Consider the following 15,925-nt stretch of genomic DNA (forward strand, 5'->3'; position numbering starts at 1 on the left):
AATGGGTCCCGTCCACACTTCGCCGCCCTCCCCGGCGGGTCAATCCCACAACTCGGGGATGTCAGTACGACTTGGGCAGCCCCAGTGAGTGCATCGCGACGAAGTTGAGGATCATCTCCCGGCTCACCGGCGCGATCCGCCCCGCCCGCGCGGCCACCAGCAGCCCGGCCATGCCGTACTCCTGCGTGATGCCGTTGCCGCCGTGGGTCTGCACGGCCGCGTCGACCGCGTGCACTGCGGCCTCGGCGGCGGCGTACTTGGCCATGTTGGCCGCCTCGCCCGCCGCCAGGTCGTCGCCGGCGTCGACCAGCGCGGACGCCTTCTGGGTCATCAGCCGGGCCAGCTCGGTCTCGATGTGCGCCGTCGCGAGCGGGTGCGCGACCGCCTGGTGGGCGCCGATGGGCTCCTTGAAGACCGTGCGCTCCCGGGCGTACGCCGACGCCTTATCGAGCGCGTGACGGGCCAGTCCGGTCGAGAAGGAGGCGGCCATGATCCGCTCGGGGTTGAGACCGGCGAACAGCTGCACCAGCCCGCCGTCCTCGTCGCCGACCAGCGCGTCTCCAGGCAGCCGGACGTCGTCGATGAACACCTGGAACTGCTTCTCCGGGCTGACGATCTCCATCGGGATCGCGGTGAACTCGAACCCCGGAGCGTCCGTCGGCACCACGAACAGGCAGGGCTTCAGCTTGCCGGTGCGGGCGTCCTCGGCACGCGCGACGACGAGCACGTTGGCCGCCTCGTCGACGCCGGAGATGTAGACCTTGCGGCCGTTGAGCACCCACCCGTCGCCGTCACGACGCGCGGTGGTGGTGATGTTGTGGGAGTTGGTGCCGGCGTCGGGCTCGGTGATCGCGAACGCCATGGTCGCGGTGCCGTCGCAGATGCCGGGCAGCCACTGCTGCTTCTGCGGCTCCGTGCCGTAGCGGGCGATGACCGTGCCGCAGATGGCCGGGCTGACGACCATCATCAGCAGCGGGCAGCCCTGCGCGGCGAGCTCCTCGCAGACCGCGGCCACGTCGCCGATCCCGCCGCCCCCGCCGCCGTACTCCTCGGGGACGTTGATGCCGAGGTAGCCCGCCTTGGCGATCTCCATCCAGAGCTCGGTGGTCTTCTCGCCCGAGCGCGCGCGCTCGACGAACCACTCGCGGCCGTAGCCCTTGGCGAGCCTGGCGACCTGGCGCCGCAGCTCCTGGCGCTCCTCGGGCTCCGTGAACGCGTTGCTCATGCCTGCTCCTCCTCGTGCGTGGCCACCACGGCCAGGACCTCCCCGGACGCGACCTGCACCCCGGGCTCGACGTCGATCCGCGTCACCGTGCCGTCGTGCGGCGCGGTCACGGTGTGCTGCATCTTCATGGCCTCCAGGACCAGGACGGGGTCGCCGGCCGACACCGTCGCGCCGGGCTCCACCCGCACCGCGACCACCGTCCCGGGCATGGGCGCGAGCAGCGAGCCGCTCGCCACCACGTCGGCGGGGTCGGTGAAGCGGGGCACCTCGCGCAGACCGACGGACCCACCGGGCCCGTCGACCCACACCTCACGCGGGCCGCCCGGCCGCTCGGCCCAGATGTGCCCGCGCGTCTCCGACGCGACGCCGTCGACCTCCAGGCGCGCGTGGGTGGGAGACACCTCCAGGACGGTCATCCCGTCGACGGCGAAGCCGTCACGCGTGCCCCACCACTCGACCGGCTCGTGACCCTCTAACGTCGTCCTCTGCGGCTGGCTGGGGACGTTGCGCCAGGCGGCCGGGACACCCTGCTGGACCGTACGCCGCGCGGCGTCGTCGGCGGCCAGCATGAGCGCCGCCGCGACGACCGCTGAGCGCGCGCTCGACGGTGAGTCGCTGGGAGACTCAGCGGGAATCGGACGCGACTCCAGCCACGTCGTCGTCACCCGGTCGGCGACGAAGTCGGGGTCGGTGAGGACCGACACGAGCTGGTCGCGGTTGGTCGTCACGCCGTGGATCCGCGCCGTGCGGAGCGCTCGCACGAGCTGGCGGATCGCCTGCTCGCGGTTCGGCGCCCAGGACACGACCTTGACGAGCATGGCGTCGTAGAAGGTGGAGACCTCGTCGCCGCTCGCGAAGCCGCTGTCGACGCGGATCCCCCGCTCGCCCCCGCGGCCGAACGCGACGTCGTGGTCGAGCTCGAAGGTGACGAGCCGGCCGCTCTGGGGGACGTACAGGCCGTCCTCGGCGTAGAGGCGCACCTCGATCGCGTGCCGCTGCGGCTCGCCCCCGTTGGACGAGAACCCGACCGTCGCACCGCGGTCGGCGGCCTCGGCGACGGCGAGCTGCAGCTCGACGAGGTCGACGTCCCAGACCAGCTCGGTGACGGGGTGCTCGACCTGGAGCCGGGTGTTCATCTCCAGGAAGAAGAAGCGCTCGGTGTCGGGGTCGTAGAGGAACTCCACGGTCCCGGCGCCGCGGTAGGAGATCGCCTCCGCGGCGCGGCGGGCGGCGTCGTGGAGCGCGCCGACGACGTCGCCGGGGACGACGCCGGCAGGCGCCTCCTCGACGACCTTCTGGTGGCGGCGCTGCACCGAGCAGTCCCGCTCGCCGAGGACGAGCACCTGGCCGTGGCCGTTGCCGACGACCTGCACCTCGACGTGGCGCCCGCGCTCGACGTAGGGCTCGACGAAGACCGTGCCGTCGCCGAAGGCCGACTCGGCCTCGGCGCGCGCGGCCCCGACCTCAGCGGCCAGGTCCTCGAGGCGGCGTACGACGCGCATGCCCCGGCCGCCACCTCCCGCCGACGCCTTGACCAGCAGCGGCAGGTCGGCCTCGGTGGGCTGCCCGGGCGCCTCCAGGGTCGGCACGCCGGCCGCGCGCATCAAGCGCTTGGCCTCGACCTTCGACCCCATCGCCTCGATCGACGCGGGCGTGGGCCCGACCCAGGTCAGCCCGGCCGCCTCGACGGCGCGCGCGAAATCGGCGTTCTCGGACAGGAAGCCGTAGCCCGGGTGCACCGCGTCGGCCCCGGTCCGGAGCGCCGCCTCGACGACCAGGTCGATGCGGAGGTAGGTGTCGGCGGGCGCGTTGCCCGGCAGGCGTACGGCGTGGTCGGCCTCGGCCACGAAGGGCAGGCCCGCGTCGGCGTCGGAGTGGACCGCCACCGTCTCGATGCCGAGGCGGCGGCAGGTGGTGAAGACGCGGCGGGCGATCTCGCCGCGGTTGGCTACCAGCAGTCGGGAGATCATGGTCGGAACACCCCGAATCCGTCGGCGCCCTTGATCGGAGCGTTCTCGATGACGCTGAGGCAGATCGCGAGCACCGTGCGGGTGTCGCGGGGGTCGATGACGCCGTCGTCGTAGAGCATCCCGGACAGCGCGTACGGCAGCGACTGCTCCTCCACCATCTGCTCGACCATCGCACGCATGCCGGCGTCGCCCTCCTCGTCGTACGCCTGGCCCTTGGCCTCGGCGGCCGCGCGGGCGACGATCGAGAGCACGCCCGCGAGCTGCGCGGGGCCCATCACCGCCGACTTCGCCGACGGCCAGGTGAAGAGGAAGCGGGGGTCGAACGCGCGGCCGTTCATGCCGTAGTTGCCGGCGCCGTAGGACGCTCCCATGATGACGCTGAGGTGCGGCACGGTGCTGTTGGAGACGGCGTTGATCATCATCGCGCCGTGCTTGATGATGCCGCCCTGCTCGTAGTCCTTGCCGACCATGTAGCCGGTGGTGTTGTGCAGGAACAGCAGGGGCGTGTCGGACTGGTTGGCCAGCTGGATGAACTGGGTCGCCTTCTGCGCCTCCTCGCTGAACAGCACCCCCTGCGCGTTGGCCAGGATGCCGATCGGGCGCCCGTGGAGCTGCGCCCAGCCGGTGACCAGCGAGGTGCCGTAGAGCGGCTTGAACTCGTCGAACGGCCGGCCGTTGTGCTCGCTCGTGCCGTCGACCACGCGCACGATGACCTCGCGCGGGTCGAACGGCTCCTTGAGGTCGGTGGGGACCAGGTCGAGCAGGCCCTCCGGGTCCTCGTCGGGCTCGGCGAACGCGGTCTCGACGACGGACTGGGACACCCTCGTTGACGCTAGACGCACGCTATGGCGTGCGTCAGGCGGAGATGTCTCCGCTCGACCCCCGCCATGGACGGGCTTGCGGCGGTTCAACCGCGCGACGATCCGGCGGCCCAGCCGGATCGCGTCGTGCTCGTCCTCGGCGAGGTAGTCGGCGAGGCCGGAGACGCGGGCGTGCATCTCGGCGCCGCCGAGCGACTCGTCGTCGGACTCCTCGCCGGTCGCCATCTTGACCAGGGGCGGGCCGCCGAGGAACACCTTGGCGCCGCCGCGCACGAAGACGGTGTAGTCGCTCATGCCGGGGACGTACGCCCCGCCGGCGGTGCTGTTGCCGAAGACCAGCGCGATCGTCGGCTGGCGCCGGGCCGAGGCGCGGGTCAGGTCGCGGAACAGCTTCCCGCCGGGGATGAAGATCTCCCTCTGCGTCGGCAGGTCGGCGCCGCCGGACTCGACGAGCGAGATCGTCGGGAGGTGGTTCTCCTCGGCGATCTGCGAGGCCCGGAAGATCTTCTTGACCGTCCACGGGTTGCTCGCGCCGCCCTTGACGGTCGGGTCGTTGGCCGAGATCAGGCACTCCACGCCCTCGACGACGCCGATGCCGGTGACGACGGACGCGCCGACGGTGAAGTCGGACCCCCAGCCGGCCAGCGGCGAGAGCTCGAGGAACGCCGACCCCGGGTCGAGGAGCAGCTCGATCCGCTCGCGGGCGGTCAGCTTGCCGCGGGCGTGGTGCCGCTCGACGTACTTCTCGCCGCCACCGGCGACCGCGACGGCGTGCTGGGCGTCGAGGTCGGCGAGCTTCTCGAGCATCGCCGTCCGGTTCGTCGAGGTGGCGCTCACTTCTCGACCACCGCCTTCATCCGCTCCAGGGTGGTCCGCATCCCGCGCCGGTTGGTGCGCCCGCGCAGGAAGCCGAGGAGGGTCCAGTAGACGCGCGTCGGCAGCGACGGCTCGAGCCGGAAGTACTCCGTGACGAGGGTGCCGCCGTCCTTCGCCTCCAGCCGGTAGCCCCAGTTGTTGACCGTGATCGAGTCGGAGCCGACGGAGAACTCGAAGACTTCCTCGGGCACGCACCTGGTGACCTTGCAGCCCGACCAGTACGTCGGCCCGACGCCGTTGCGCTTCACGTGACCCTTGAAGTACGCGCCGGCCTCCGGGCCGCTCGACCCGCGGGTCCAGCGTGCCTCGAACGTCTCGGGGCTGAACTCCCCGATGCGGGTCACGTCGCTCACCAGGTCCCAGACCTTCGCGGGGGTCGCGTCCATCCAGACGGACACCTCGTCGCCGAGGGACGGCAGCTTGATCATCGGTTTCTCCAGCTTCTCTCGGTGGTCGAGGTGCGAGCGCAGCGAGCCTCGAGACTCACGTCGCGTACCCCAGGAGCTTGGCGGTCAGGTCGCGGAGCACCTCGTCGGCGCCGCCCCCGATCGGCAGGAGCCGGGCGTCGCGGTAGTGCCGCTCGACCTCGCTCCCGTGCATGTATCCGGAGCCGCCGAAGAGCTGGACGGCCCGATCGCAGACGAAGGCGGCGCAGTCGACCGCCGTCTGCTTGGCCAGGCACGCCTCGGCGACGACGAACTCGCCCGCCACGTGCCGTGCCGCGACCGACCTCGCGTAGGTGCGTGCGACCTCGACCTGGCGGCGCATCTCCACCAGCACGTGCTGGACCGACTGGTTGCTCGCGAGAGGTCGCCCGAACGTCGTGCGGTTTCTCGCGTACGCCGCGGCGAGCGCCAGCGCGCGGTCGGCGATGCCGTAGCCGTGCACCGCCAGCGCGATGCGCTCGACGACGAACTGCTTGGCGATCTGCGCGAAGCCGCTGCCCTCCGCGCCGACGAGGTTGGCCGCCGGCACCCGGACGCCGTCGAAGGAGAGCTCCGCGGTGTCGGAGCAGTGCCAACCCATCTTGCGCAGCGTGCGGGTCACGGTGAAGCCGGGCGTGCCCTTCTCCACCACGAGCAGCGAGATGCCGGCGTGCCCGGGGCCGCCGGTGCGGACCGCGGCGGTGACGAAGTCGGCCCGGACGCCGGAGGTGATGAACGTCTTGGCGCCGTCGACGACGTAGTGGTCGCCGTCGCGCACCGCGCGGGTGGTGAGCCGCGCGACGTCGGACCCGCCGCCGGGCTCGGTGATCGCCAGGGACCCGATCGTCTCCCCCGCCAGCGTCGGCCGGACGAAGCGCTCGACGAGGTCGGGCTCGCGGGTGGCGGAGATGTGGGGCAGCGCGATGCCGGCGGTGAACAGCGCCGCCATCAGACCGCTCGAGGCGCCCGCGGCGAACATCGCCTCCTGCAGCGCCACCGAGTCGAGCAGGTCGCCGCCGCTCCCGCCGACCTCCTCGGGGAAGCCGACTCCGAGGAGGCCGAGGTCACCGGCGGTGCGGTGCAGCGCCCGCGGCACCTCCCCGGCGTCCTCCCAGTCCTGCAGGTGCGGGACGACCTCGCGCTCGGTGAAGCGCCGCGCGGTCTCGGCGAGCGCCTCGCGCTCGGTGGTGGTCACAGCAGGCTCCTCTCGATCGAGACCGTCCGGGAGCGCAGCCATTCGCCGAGGCCCTTGGCCTGCGGGTCGAAGCGGGTCGAGGCGGCGACGCCGTCGCCGAGCAGGCCGTGCACGACGAGGTTGACCGCACCGAGGTGCGGCAGCAGCCACACGTCGACGTCGAGCCCGGCCGCCTCCGGCAGGAGGGTGCCGATGCCGCGTGGCGAGACCATCTTGAACAGCCACTGCACACGTGCGTCGTAGAGCTCGCGGTCCGCGCCGTCGTGGGCCACCCAGAGCCCGACGTTGGCGTCGCCGCCCTTGTCGCCGGAGCGGGCATGGACGAAGGTGCCGAGCGGCAGCCGGCGGGTGAGCACGTCGGGGCGGCTCGGGTACGGCGAGGGGCGTGCGCCCGGCGCCTCGGTGACCGGCGTCGTCGCCGGCGGGTCGGCGACCACCTCGCGCCGGCCGTCGGCGTGCACGACGGTGTGGGTCACCTCGGCGCGGTCGACGTACGCCGCGCGGTAGACGCCGAACGGCGTACCGGCCGCGGGCGGCGCGGTCATCGTGAAGCCGGGGTAGGACGCGAGCGCGAGCTCGACCACGGCGGCCGTGAAGGCGCGACCGACGGGGTCGGGCGCGGGGTCCTTGACCGTGCAGCGCAGCAGGGTGGAGGCGGCCTCCTCGGTCGCCGCGTCGGCGGGCGGCGGCGTCACCTCCGACCAGACGACCTCGGCGGCGCTCAGCCGCGGCGTGAGCTGCTCGCGCACCCAGGCGGCCTTCGCCTCGACGTCGAGGCCGGTCAGCACGAGCTCGACGCTGTTGCGCCAGCCCCCGAGCTCGTTGACGCACACCTTGAGCTGCTCGGGCGGCGCCTCGCCGACCACACCGCTGATCGCGACCCGGTCCTCGCCCTGCTGCTCGAGCCGCACGGAGTCGAGGTGCACGGTGACGTCGGGGCCGAGGTAGCGGGTGGACTGGATCTCGTAGACCAGCTGGGCAGTGACGGTGTCGACCGTGACGGCGCCTCCCGTGCCGGCGTGCTTGGTGATGACGCTGGAGCCGTCGGCGGCGACCTCGGCGACCGGGAAGCCGAGCGGCAGGTGGCGGCGCGGCAGGTCGAGGAAGCCGCTGAAGTTGCCGCCCGTCGCCTGCGCTCCGCACTCGATGACGTGGCCGGCGACGACCGCGCCCGCGAGCGCGTCGTACGCCGTCGGGTCCCACCCGTGGTGCGCCATCGCCGGCCCGACGACGAGCGAGGCGTCGGTGACGCGCCCGGTGACGACCACGTCGGCGCCTTCGCGCAGGGCAGCGGCGATGCCGGAACCGCCGAGGTACGCGTTGGCGGTGAGGGCGCCGGGGAAGGAGAGGTGGCGCACGTCGTCGCCCTCGACGTGGGCGACCTGAGGGTCGAGGCCGAGGCCGCGGGCGACCTCGCGGACCTTGTCGGCGAGCCCGGCGGCGTTGAGCCCGCCGGCGTTGGCGACGACTGTCACGCCCTTCTCCAGCGCGAGCCCGAGGCAGTCCTCGAGCTGGCGGACGAACGTGCGGGCGTAGCCCAGGCCCGGGTCCTTCATCTGGTCGCGGCCCAGGATGAGCATGGTGAGCTCGGCGAGGTAGTCGCCGGTGAGGACGTCGAGCTCCCCGCCCTCGAGCATCTCGCGCATCGCGGAGAGCCTGTCGCCGTAGAAGCCCGAGCAGTTGCCGATCCTGATGGCTGCGGTCATCGCGGCGCCCGTCCCTCACCGGGCTGGCCGGCGAAGGCCTGGGCGATGTCGAGCCAGCGGTCGACGTCGGGGCCGGCGGCGACGAGGTCCGTGTCGGCGCGGTGCACGCGCTGGGTGACGAGGCGGCAGAAGTCGCCGGCGCTGCCGGTCAGCGTCTGCGCGGCGTCGTCGGGCCCCCACGTCCACTGCTCGCCCGACGGCGAGACGAGGTCGATCCGGAACTCCTCGGCGGGGGCGCCGAGGCCGTGCACGGCGTACGCGAAGTCGCGGGTGCGCACCCCGAGGTGGGCGACGTGGCGGATGCGGTCGGTGTCCTCCACCTCCACGCCCAGCCCCTCGTGGACGTCGAGGCTGTGGGCCCAGGTCTCCATCAGCCGCGCGGTCGCCATCGACGTCGCGGACATCGGCGGGCCGAACCAGGGCATCTTCTGCCCGTGGGGGTACGCCGCGAGCGCGGCGTGCAGCGCCTGCCGGCTGCGGCGCCAGCGGCCGGGGAGGTCGGCGTCGGTGGCGACCTCGAGCGCCTGCTGGTCGACGTAGCCCTCCGGGTCGGCGAGGGCGCCCAGCACGACCGCGTCCCAGGCCTGCTTGTCGGTGGCCGCCTTCAGGGCGACCTCGTCGGTCCAGGCGAGGTGGGCGACCTGGGTCGCGACGTCCCAGCCGGCTGCGGGGGTGGGCGTGCGCCACCCCGCCTCGTCGAGGCCCGCGACGAGCGCGTCGAGGCGCTCGCCCTCGGCGGCGAGGTCGGCCAGCACCTGGGTCAGCACGTCGGTCATGTCGTGAGCTCCTTGTCGAGCACGTCGGCCCACGCGTCGAGGATCCGGGCGCGGCGGGCGGTGTCGTCGGTGATCGTCTGCGCCAGGCCCAGCCCGCGGACCAGGTCGAGGGTGGCCTGCACGAGCTCGCGCACGCCGGGGCGCGACTCGTCGGCGCCGAGCGCGGCGACGGTGAGCCGGTGCGTCTCGCGGCCCACGCGCTGCTCCAGCGGCGCGACGGCGGCGAGCAGGGCCTCGTCGGTGCGGGCCGCGACCCACAGCTCGAGAGCCGCGGCGAAGACCGGCGAGGTGAAGTGGTCGCCCAGCATCCGCAGCACCGCCCGGCGGTCGCGCCGGCCCTGCGGCAGCGCCGCGACCGCCTCGGCCAGCTCGGCGCCGCGCAGCTCGGTGAGGTGCTCGACGGCGGCCACGACGAGGTCGTTCTTGGTCGGGAAGTGGTGCAGCTGTGCACCCCGGCTGACGCCTGCGCGCTCGGAGACGAGCGTCGTCGACGTCCCCGCGAACCCCCGCTCCACCAGCAGCTCCACTGTCGCCTCCAGCAGCCGCGCCCGCATCGCGCGGGTCCGGTCGGCCTGCGGCACGCGGGTGGAGGTCACGGCCCCAGCCTGCCGTCGTACAAACAAACAGTCAAGCCTGACTTTTTATATGCCGGTTCCGGTAGTCCAGTGACGGAACGTCGCGCGGCCCGGGTAGTCCAGTGGCAAAGCGCTGCGTCCCGCCCGGTGTGACAGCGTTTTGCCACTGGACTACCCCGGCACCCTGAGCTGGGTTAGTCCAGTGGCACAACGTCGTGCCGCGGCCGCTTCGGCAGCGTTTTGCCACTGGACTACCCCGGCACCCTGAGCTGGGTTAGTCCACCGGGATCTGGCCGGACGACCGCCCCAGCCGCGACCGGAAGCCGGTGGACTACCCCGACACCCACCCGCCCCGGCTGTCGAAGGACGTTCTGGTGCGCATATCGCCTGGCGGGATCCCCGGTCAGCCGGGGATCGCTGACGCAGGCGTGACGACGATCAGACGGCGGCGACCGTCAGCACGATCTGGGCGCGGACGTCGTCGGCCAGCCAGCGCCGGCGGGCGCGGAGGAGGCGGAAGGTCGACCAGGCGAGGAACGGCACGGCGAAGGCGAGCGGCAGCCACCACCACGGCAGCGCGGCGAGGGCGGTGAAGAGCATCGCGGTCAGGGTCGTGACCAGCGAGAGCTTGCCGGCGTACCCCGCCATCGCGCCGTGCGGCGCCGGGGTGGCGCGCGGCGAGGACAGGTCGACGGCGTAGGGCGAGCGCACCGACCAGCTCATCGCGATCGCCAGCACCTGAACCAGCACCACCAGCCAGCAGGTCGCGACCGAGAGGCCGGTGACCAGCGGCGGCACGCCGTTGCGCAGGAGCGCCAGGACGAGGGTGATCCCGGAGACCCCGGCGAGGCACTCGGCGACGACGAGGGCGCGTACGTCGAACACACGGGCCGCCGGGACCGGCAGCGTCTCGCGCCAGACCATGCCCTTGCCGTCGAGGCACCAGGCGTTGACCCCGAAGAGCAGGGCCGCGCCGCTGGCGGTCAGGCCGGGCAGCAGCATCACGGAGCTCCACTGCAGTCCGGCGACCAGGGCGACGAGGCCCGGCCCGATGCCGAGGACCAGGAGCCCGCGGCGCATCCCGACCGAGCGCCACACCGACCCGCGGTCGAGGCGGCGCAGCAGCGCGGTCTCGGGCGAGACCCAGCGCGGCTCGGGCGCGGGGCGCGCCTCGTGGACGCCCGACTGCACCCGCAGCTCCTCGCGCGGGGGCAGGGCCAGCGCCCAGGCAGCGGGGGCGGCGCCGACCACGACACCGGCGGCGGCCACCGCGAGCAGCACCAGCACGGCGAGCGGCCACGCGGAGGTCTGCATGACGTCGGCGAGCAGGGTGGTGGGCAGCGCGGTGACGACCGGCAGCAGCCAGCCGGCCAGCTGGAGGCCGCCCAGCAGGAGGCCGAGCCCGATGCTCGTGGTGCGCACGACGAGGACGCCGTGCGGGGTGCGGCGTACGCCCTCCACCGCCCAGCCGATCGCCTGGCCGAGCGCGGTGGCGGCGAGCACCCACGCCAGGACCACGACCTGCGCGCCGAGCAGGTGCGCGGGTGGCGTGACCAGGGCGGTGACGGCGAGCAGGCCCCACATCTGCACGAGCCAGGCGAGGTTGACCGGCGCCAGCACGAGCGCGCCGAGGTGCTCGGTGACCGGGCTGATGGGGTGGATCGCGGCCTCGCTGCGCGACAGCAGCTCGCGCCCGCCCCCGCTGCCGACGGCGGCGGTGACGGCGAGGGCCAGGAAGCCGACGAACGCCGGCCCGAGGTTGCCCGACAGCGTCGAGACCAGCTGGTCCATGGCGTCGGCGAGCTGGCCGTCCGCGCCACGCGCCTCGGCCCGTTCGGAGGCGTCGGCGATCGCGGCGGGCAGGGTGGCGAAGGCGAGGGTCAGCAGCACGACGACGAGCGCGCCGAGGAGCGCGGCGGTGCGACGGCGTACGGTCCGGGCGCGGAAGGCGACCAGGTGACGGGTGTCGCCCGCGGCCCGCACCCAGCCCCCGCTGCGCGCCTCAGTCGAGGAGGGCACGGTAGGCCTCGCCGGTGAGGTCGGCGGCCTGCATCGCGGCGACCCGGTTGCCGCCGCGCAGCACGATCGCCTCGCCGCAGGCCTCGAGGGCGAGCTCGCGCAGGTGGGTGGAGAGCAGCACGCAGGCGCCGCGGGCGCGGGCGTCCGCGACGACCTCGAGCGTGGCGTCCACCCCGATCGGGTCGACGCCGTCGAAGGGCTCGTCGAGCAGCAGCACGGCCGGCTCGTGCAGCGCGGCGAGCACCACGCTCAGGCGGCGGCTCATGCCGTGGCTGAAGCCGCCGACGACGCGGTGGGCGACGTCGCCGAGCTCGAAGCGCTCGAGCAGGTCGCGGCCCCGCTGCTCCCACGCGCCCATCCGCCGCAGCCGTGCGGAGAGCTGCAGGTGCTCCCACGGGGTCGCCCGCGGGACCAGCCCGCCGACGTCGGGGCAGTAGCCCACGACCCGCTTCACGCTGAGCGCGTCGGTCGCGGCGTCGTGGCCGACCACGGTCACCGATCCCGCGGTGGGCGGGACCACGCCCGCCAGGACCTTCATGGTGGTCGACTTGCCGGCGCCGTTGCGCCCCAGCAGCGCGGTCGCGCGACCGCTCTCCGCGGTCAGCTCGACCCCGGAGACCGCCTCGACGTCACCGAAGCGGACGTGCAGGTCGTGCACGACGACGGCAGGAGTGCTCACCCCCCGATTCTCGCCGAGCGGGCGCGTCTGCACAGCGGAATCGTGTCGAGTGGGCGCATCTGCACGCCGGCAGCACGCCGAGCTGACGCATCTGCACCTGCTTCGTGTGCAGATGCGTCAGCTCGGGACCTTCTCGCTGCGCAGATGCGTCAGCTCGGGAAGGACTCCCCTCGCCCGGCCATCCCGCGGAGGTACGGCGTGGGGCGGAAGCGCTCGCCGTAGGCGTCGGCGAGCTCGTCGGCCCGGGCGAGGAAGGCGGCCAGGCCGGTGGGGCCGGTGCCGCGACCGGTGTCGTCGAGCGCCTGCCAGCCGGTCATGAACTGCGCGGCGCCGCCGGTCAGCGCCGGGAACCCGATGCCCATGATGGAGCCGATGTTGGCCGCGGCCGCCGAGGTGATGACGCCCTCCTCGAAGCACTTCGCGGTCTCGAGCGCCTCGATGAACAGCATCCGGTCGCGCATGTCGCGGATCGGCACCTGCTGCTCCGCGACCGGGAAGTGCTCGGCCAGCCCGGGCCAGAGCGTCGTACGACGACCGGACTCGTCGTAGTCGTAGAAACCCGCGCCCGCGAGCCGCGACGGGCGGCCGAGGCCGATCATCGTGGTGATCACGTCGCCGGCCGGGTCGGGCCCGAGGTCGACGCCCTCGCGCGCGGCCGCGTCGGCGGTGGCCTTGCGGATCTTGGCCATCAGCTCCATGTTGAGCTCGTCGCTGATCTGCAGCGGCCCGACGGGGAAGCCGGCCGAGGTGGCGGCCCGCTCCAGCGACACGGGGTGCACGCCCTCGGCGAGCATCGTGAGGCCCTCGTTGATCTGGGTGCCGATGACGCGCGAGGTGTAGAAGCCGCGCGAGTCGTTGACCACGATCGGCGTCTTGCGGATCTGCTGGACGACGTCGTACGCCTTGGCGAGCGCCGCGTCGGACGTCTCGGCGCCGCGGATGATCTCGACGAGCGGCATCTTGTCGACGGGGCTGAAGAAGTGCAGGCCGATGAAGTCGGCCGGGCGGTCCACGCCCGTCGCCTGCTCGGTGATCGGCAGCGTCGAGGTGTTGGAGCACAGCAGCGCGTCGGGCTCGACGTGGGCCGCGACCTCGGCGAAGACCTTGGCCTTGAGCGAGGGGTCCTCGAAGACGGCCTCGATCACCAGGTCGCAGCCCGCGAGGTCCTCGGCGTCGGCGGTCGGGGTGATCCGGCCGAGCAGCTCGTCGGCCTTCTCCTGGGTGATCTTGCCGCGCTCGACGCCCTTGGCGTTGAGCTTGTCGGTGTAGGCCCTGCCCCGCTCTGCGGCCTCGAGCGTGACGTCCTTGAGCACGACCTGCATGCCGGCGCGGGCGCAGGAGTAGGCGATGCCGGCGCCCATCATCCCGGCGCCCAGCACGGCGACCTTCGTGGCCTGCCAGCGCTCGATGCCCTGCGGGCGCAGGGAGCCGGAGTTGATCGCCTGGAGGTCGAAGAAGAAGGCCTGGATCATGTTCTTGGCCTGCTGGTTGACCACGAGGTCGGTGAAGTAGCGCGTCTCGATCCGCGAGGCGGTGTCGAAGTCGACCTGCGCGCCCTCGACGGCCGCGCTCATGATCGCGCGCGGCGCGGGGTAGACCGCGCCCTTGGTCTGCTTGCGCAGCAGCGCCGGGAACGCCGGCAGGAACTGCGCCAGCGCGGGCGTCCTGGGCGTGCCACCGGGCATCTTGTAGCCGGCGCGGTCCCACGGGTTCTTCGCCGAGTCCTCGTCCTGGTGGGCCAGGATCCACGCCTTCGCCGCCGGCACGAGCTCCTCGCGGGTGCCGACCAGCTCGTCGACGAGCCCCTTGGCCAGCGCCCCCTGCGGGTCGAACTGCGTGCCGGGCATCAGCACGTCCATCAGCGCCGACTGCAGGCCCAGCATCCGTACGACGCGGGTGACGCCGCCGCCGCCGGGCAGCAGGCCGAGCGTCGACTCGGGCAGCCCGATCTTGACCGAGCGGTCGTCCACCGCGATGCGGTGGTTGGCGGCGAGCGCGATCTCCAGGCCCCCGCCGAGCGCGGCGCCGTTGATGGCGGCCACGACCGGGCGCGGGTAGGTCTCGAGCGCGCGGAGGCTGGCCTTGACCGCCTCGCTCATCGCGAAGATCTCCGGGGCGTCGTCGGGGGTCGCGGTGACCATCGACTTGAGGTTGCCGCCGGCGAAGAAGGTCTTCTTCGCGCTCGCCAGCACGACGCCGGTGACGTCGTCGACCTCGTCCTGCAGGCGCTGCACGGCTGCCTGCATCGACGACTGGTAGAGCTCGTTCATCGTGTTGGCGCTGGCGGTGGGGTCGTCCAGCGTGAGGGTGACGATGCCGTCGGCGTCGCGGTCGTAGCGGACGGCGGTCTCGGTGGTGGTGGTGCTCATGGGGTGGTGGGTGCCTTTCAGACGAGCTCGACGATGGTGGCGATGCCCATGCCGCCGCCGACGCAGAGCGTGGCGAGGCCCCGCTTCTGGTCGCGCCGGGCGAGCTCGTCGACGAGCGTGCCGAGGATCATCGCGCCGGTGGCGCCGAGCGGGTGGCCCATCGCGATGGCGCCGCCGTTGACGTTGGTGACGTCGTGGCCGATGCCCATGTCGCGCATGAAGCGCATCGCCACGGCCGCGAAGGCCTCGTTGATCTCCCACAGGTCGATGTCGTCGACCTCGAGACCGGCGCGGGCCAGCGCCTTGCGGGCGGCGGGCGCGGGCCCGGTGAGCATGATGGTCGGGTCGGCGCCCGAGACGGCGGTCGAGATGATCCGCGCGCGCGGCGTGAGGCCGAGCGACGTACCGATCTCCGCGGTGCCGATCGCCATCACGGCGGCGCCGTCGACGATGCCCGAGGAGTTGCCGGCGTGGTGGACGTGGTCGATGGCCGGCACCCAGTGGTACTTCTCCAGCGCCACGTCGTCGAAGCCGGCGTCGCGACCGATCTGGGCGAACGACGGCTTGAGGCCGGCCAGGCCCTCGACGGACGTGTCGGGACGCACGGTCTCGTCGCGGTCGAGGACGGTGACCCCGTTGAGGTCCCTCACCGGCACGACGGCGTCGTCGAAGTAGCCGTTGGCCCACGCCTTCGCGGCGCGGTGGTGCGACTCGGCGGCGTACGCGTCGACGTCGGCGCGGCCCCAGCCCTCGATCGTGGCGATGAGGTCGGCGCCGATGCCCTGCGGCACGAAGCCGGTCTGGAGCGCGGTGGCCGGGTCCATCGCCCAGGCGCCGCCGTCGCTGCCCATCGGGACGCGGCTCATCGACTCGACGCCCCCGGCGATCACCAGGTCCTCGAAGCCCGAGCGCACCCGCTGGGCGGCCTGGTTGACGGCCTCGAGGCCGCTGGCGCAGAAGCGGTTGAGCTGCACGCCGGCGACGGTCTCGGGGTAGCCGGCCTTGAGGGCGGCGGTCTTGGCGATGTCGCCGCCCTGGTCGCCGATGGGGGTCACGACGCCGAGCACGACGTCGTCGACGCGGGCCGGGTCGAGCGTGGGGTTGCGGGTCTTGAGCTCGTCGAGGAGTCCGACGACCAGGTCGACCGGCTTCACCTCGTGGAGCGAGCCGGTGGCCTTGCCCCGGCCGCGAGGCGTGCGGATGTGGTCGTAGACGAATGCTTCTGCCATGTCGGCGATTGTGACACCATCGCTGTCACAGTCCAACAGGTGTGGCCCGCGTCACCCGCA

The 15,925-nt window shown here is 73.1% G+C and carries 12 protein-coding genes; all 12 read right to left on the reverse strand.

Translation table 11 applies throughout. The features are described from left to right. Positions 1-61: 61 nt before the first annotated feature. Complete coding sequence (locus ACFFJG_RS08880; RefSeq protein ID WP_378518243.1) at positions 62-1,225, reverse strand: acyl-CoA dehydrogenase family protein; 1,164 nt, start codon at positions 1,223-1,225, stop codon at positions 62-64. After that, complete coding sequence (locus ACFFJG_RS08885; RefSeq protein ID WP_378518244.1) at positions 1,222-3,195, reverse strand: ATP-binding protein; 1,974 nt, start codon at positions 3,193-3,195, stop codon at positions 1,222-1,224. Before ACFFJG_RS08885 ends, ACFFJG_RS08880 begins: the two co-directional genes overlap by 4 nt. Then, positions 3,192-4,823 carry an acyl-CoA carboxylase subunit beta gene (locus ACFFJG_RS08890; protein WP_378519468.1) on the reverse strand — a complete coding sequence of 544 codons (1,632 nt, stop codon included), beginning with the start codon at positions 4,821-4,823 and terminating at the stop codon, positions 3,192-3,194. Before ACFFJG_RS08890 ends, ACFFJG_RS08885 begins: the two co-directional genes overlap by 4 nt. A 26-nt stretch (positions 4,824-4,849) precedes the next feature. Next, positions 4,850-5,320: an SRPBCC family protein gene (locus ACFFJG_RS08895; protein ID WP_378518245.1), complete on the reverse strand. Its 471-nt coding sequence runs from the start codon at positions 5,318-5,320 to the stop codon at positions 4,850-4,852. A 55-nt stretch (positions 5,321-5,375) separates the two neighbouring features. Further along, the gene (locus ACFFJG_RS08900) at positions 5,376-6,512 is read right to left on the reverse strand and encodes an acyl-CoA dehydrogenase family protein (protein ID WP_378518246.1); all 1,137 of its coding nucleotides are present in this window, start codon (positions 6,510-6,512) and stop codon (positions 5,376-5,378) included. Continuing rightward, positions 6,509-8,218, reverse strand: coding sequence for an acyclic terpene utilization AtuA family protein (locus ACFFJG_RS08905; RefSeq protein ID WP_378518247.1), 1,710 nt, complete (start codon positions 8,216-8,218; stop codon positions 6,509-6,511). The genes ACFFJG_RS08900 and ACFFJG_RS08905 overlap by 4 nt, the downstream gene beginning before the upstream one ends. Continuing rightward, positions 8,215-8,994 carry a TIGR03084 family metal-binding protein gene (locus tag ACFFJG_RS08910; RefSeq protein ID WP_378518248.1) on the reverse strand — a complete coding sequence of 260 codons (780 nt, stop codon included), beginning with the start codon at positions 8,992-8,994 and terminating at the stop codon, positions 8,215-8,217. Before ACFFJG_RS08910 ends, ACFFJG_RS08905 begins: the two co-directional genes overlap by 4 nt. Then, positions 8,991-9,590, reverse strand: coding sequence for a TetR/AcrR family transcriptional regulator (locus tag ACFFJG_RS08915; RefSeq protein ID WP_378518249.1), 600 nt, complete (start codon positions 9,588-9,590; stop codon positions 8,991-8,993). The genes ACFFJG_RS08910 and ACFFJG_RS08915 overlap by 4 nt, the downstream gene beginning before the upstream one ends. A gap of 417 nt (positions 9,591-10,007) precedes the next feature. Beyond that, the gene (locus tag ACFFJG_RS08920; protein ID WP_378518250.1) at positions 10,008-11,588 is read right to left on the reverse strand and encodes a hypothetical protein; all 1,581 of its coding nucleotides are present in this window, start codon (positions 11,586-11,588) and stop codon (positions 10,008-10,010) included. Then, the gene (locus tag ACFFJG_RS08925) at positions 11,572-12,267 is read right to left on the reverse strand and encodes an ABC transporter ATP-binding protein (RefSeq protein WP_378518251.1); all 696 of its coding nucleotides are present in this window, start codon (positions 12,265-12,267) and stop codon (positions 11,572-11,574) included. The genes ACFFJG_RS08920 and ACFFJG_RS08925 overlap by 17 nt, the downstream gene beginning before the upstream one ends. 149 nt (positions 12,268-12,416) lie before the next feature. After that, on the reverse strand, positions 12,417-14,636 hold the full coding sequence (locus ACFFJG_RS08930) for a 3-hydroxyacyl-CoA dehydrogenase NAD-binding domain-containing protein (protein WP_378518252.1): 2,220 nt from the start codon (positions 14,634-14,636) through the stop codon (positions 12,417-12,419). Between the two features lie 17 nt (positions 14,637-14,653). After that, positions 14,654-15,865: an acetyl-CoA C-acetyltransferase gene (locus ACFFJG_RS08935; protein ID WP_378518253.1), complete on the reverse strand. Its 1,212-nt coding sequence runs from the start codon at positions 15,863-15,865 to the stop codon at positions 14,654-14,656. Positions 15,866-15,925: the final 60 nt, after the last annotated feature.

This window comes from Nocardioides zeicaulis (assembly GCF_042432345.1).
GTDB lineage: Bacteria > Actinomycetota > Actinomycetes > Propionibacteriales > Nocardioidaceae > Nocardioides > Nocardioides zeicaulis.

Excerpts from the sequence above, each read along its gene's own strand:
- ACFFJG_RS08880 (WP_378518243.1), bottom strand. The coding sequence starts at position 1,225 with ATGAGCAACGCGTTCACGGAGCCCGAGGAGCGCCAGGAGCTGCGGCGC.
- ACFFJG_RS08885 (WP_378518244.1), bottom strand. The coding sequence starts at position 3,195 with ATGATCTCCCGACTGCTGGTAGCCAACCGCGGCGAGATCGCCCGCCGC.
- ACFFJG_RS08890 (WP_378519468.1), bottom strand. The coding sequence starts at position 4,823 with ATGCTCGAGAAGCTCGCCGACCTCGACGCCCAGCACGCCGTCGCGGTC.
- ACFFJG_RS08895 (WP_378518245.1), bottom strand. The coding sequence starts at position 5,320 with ATGATCAAGCTGCCGTCCCTCGGCGACGAGGTGTCCGTCTGGATGGAC.
- ACFFJG_RS08905 (WP_378518247.1), bottom strand. The coding sequence starts at position 8,218 with ATGACCGCAGCCATCAGGATCGGCAACTGCTCGGGCTTCTACGGCGAC.
- ACFFJG_RS08910 (WP_378518248.1), bottom strand. The coding sequence starts at position 8,994 with ATGACCGACGTGCTGACCCAGGTGCTGGCCGACCTCGCCGCCGAGGGC.
- ACFFJG_RS08930 (WP_378518252.1), bottom strand. The coding sequence starts at position 14,636 with ATGAGCACCACCACCACCGAGACCGCCGTCCGCTACGACCGCGACGCC.
- ACFFJG_RS08935 (WP_378518253.1), bottom strand. The coding sequence starts at position 15,865 with ATGGCAGAAGCATTCGTCTACGACCACATCCGCACGCCTCGCGGCCGG.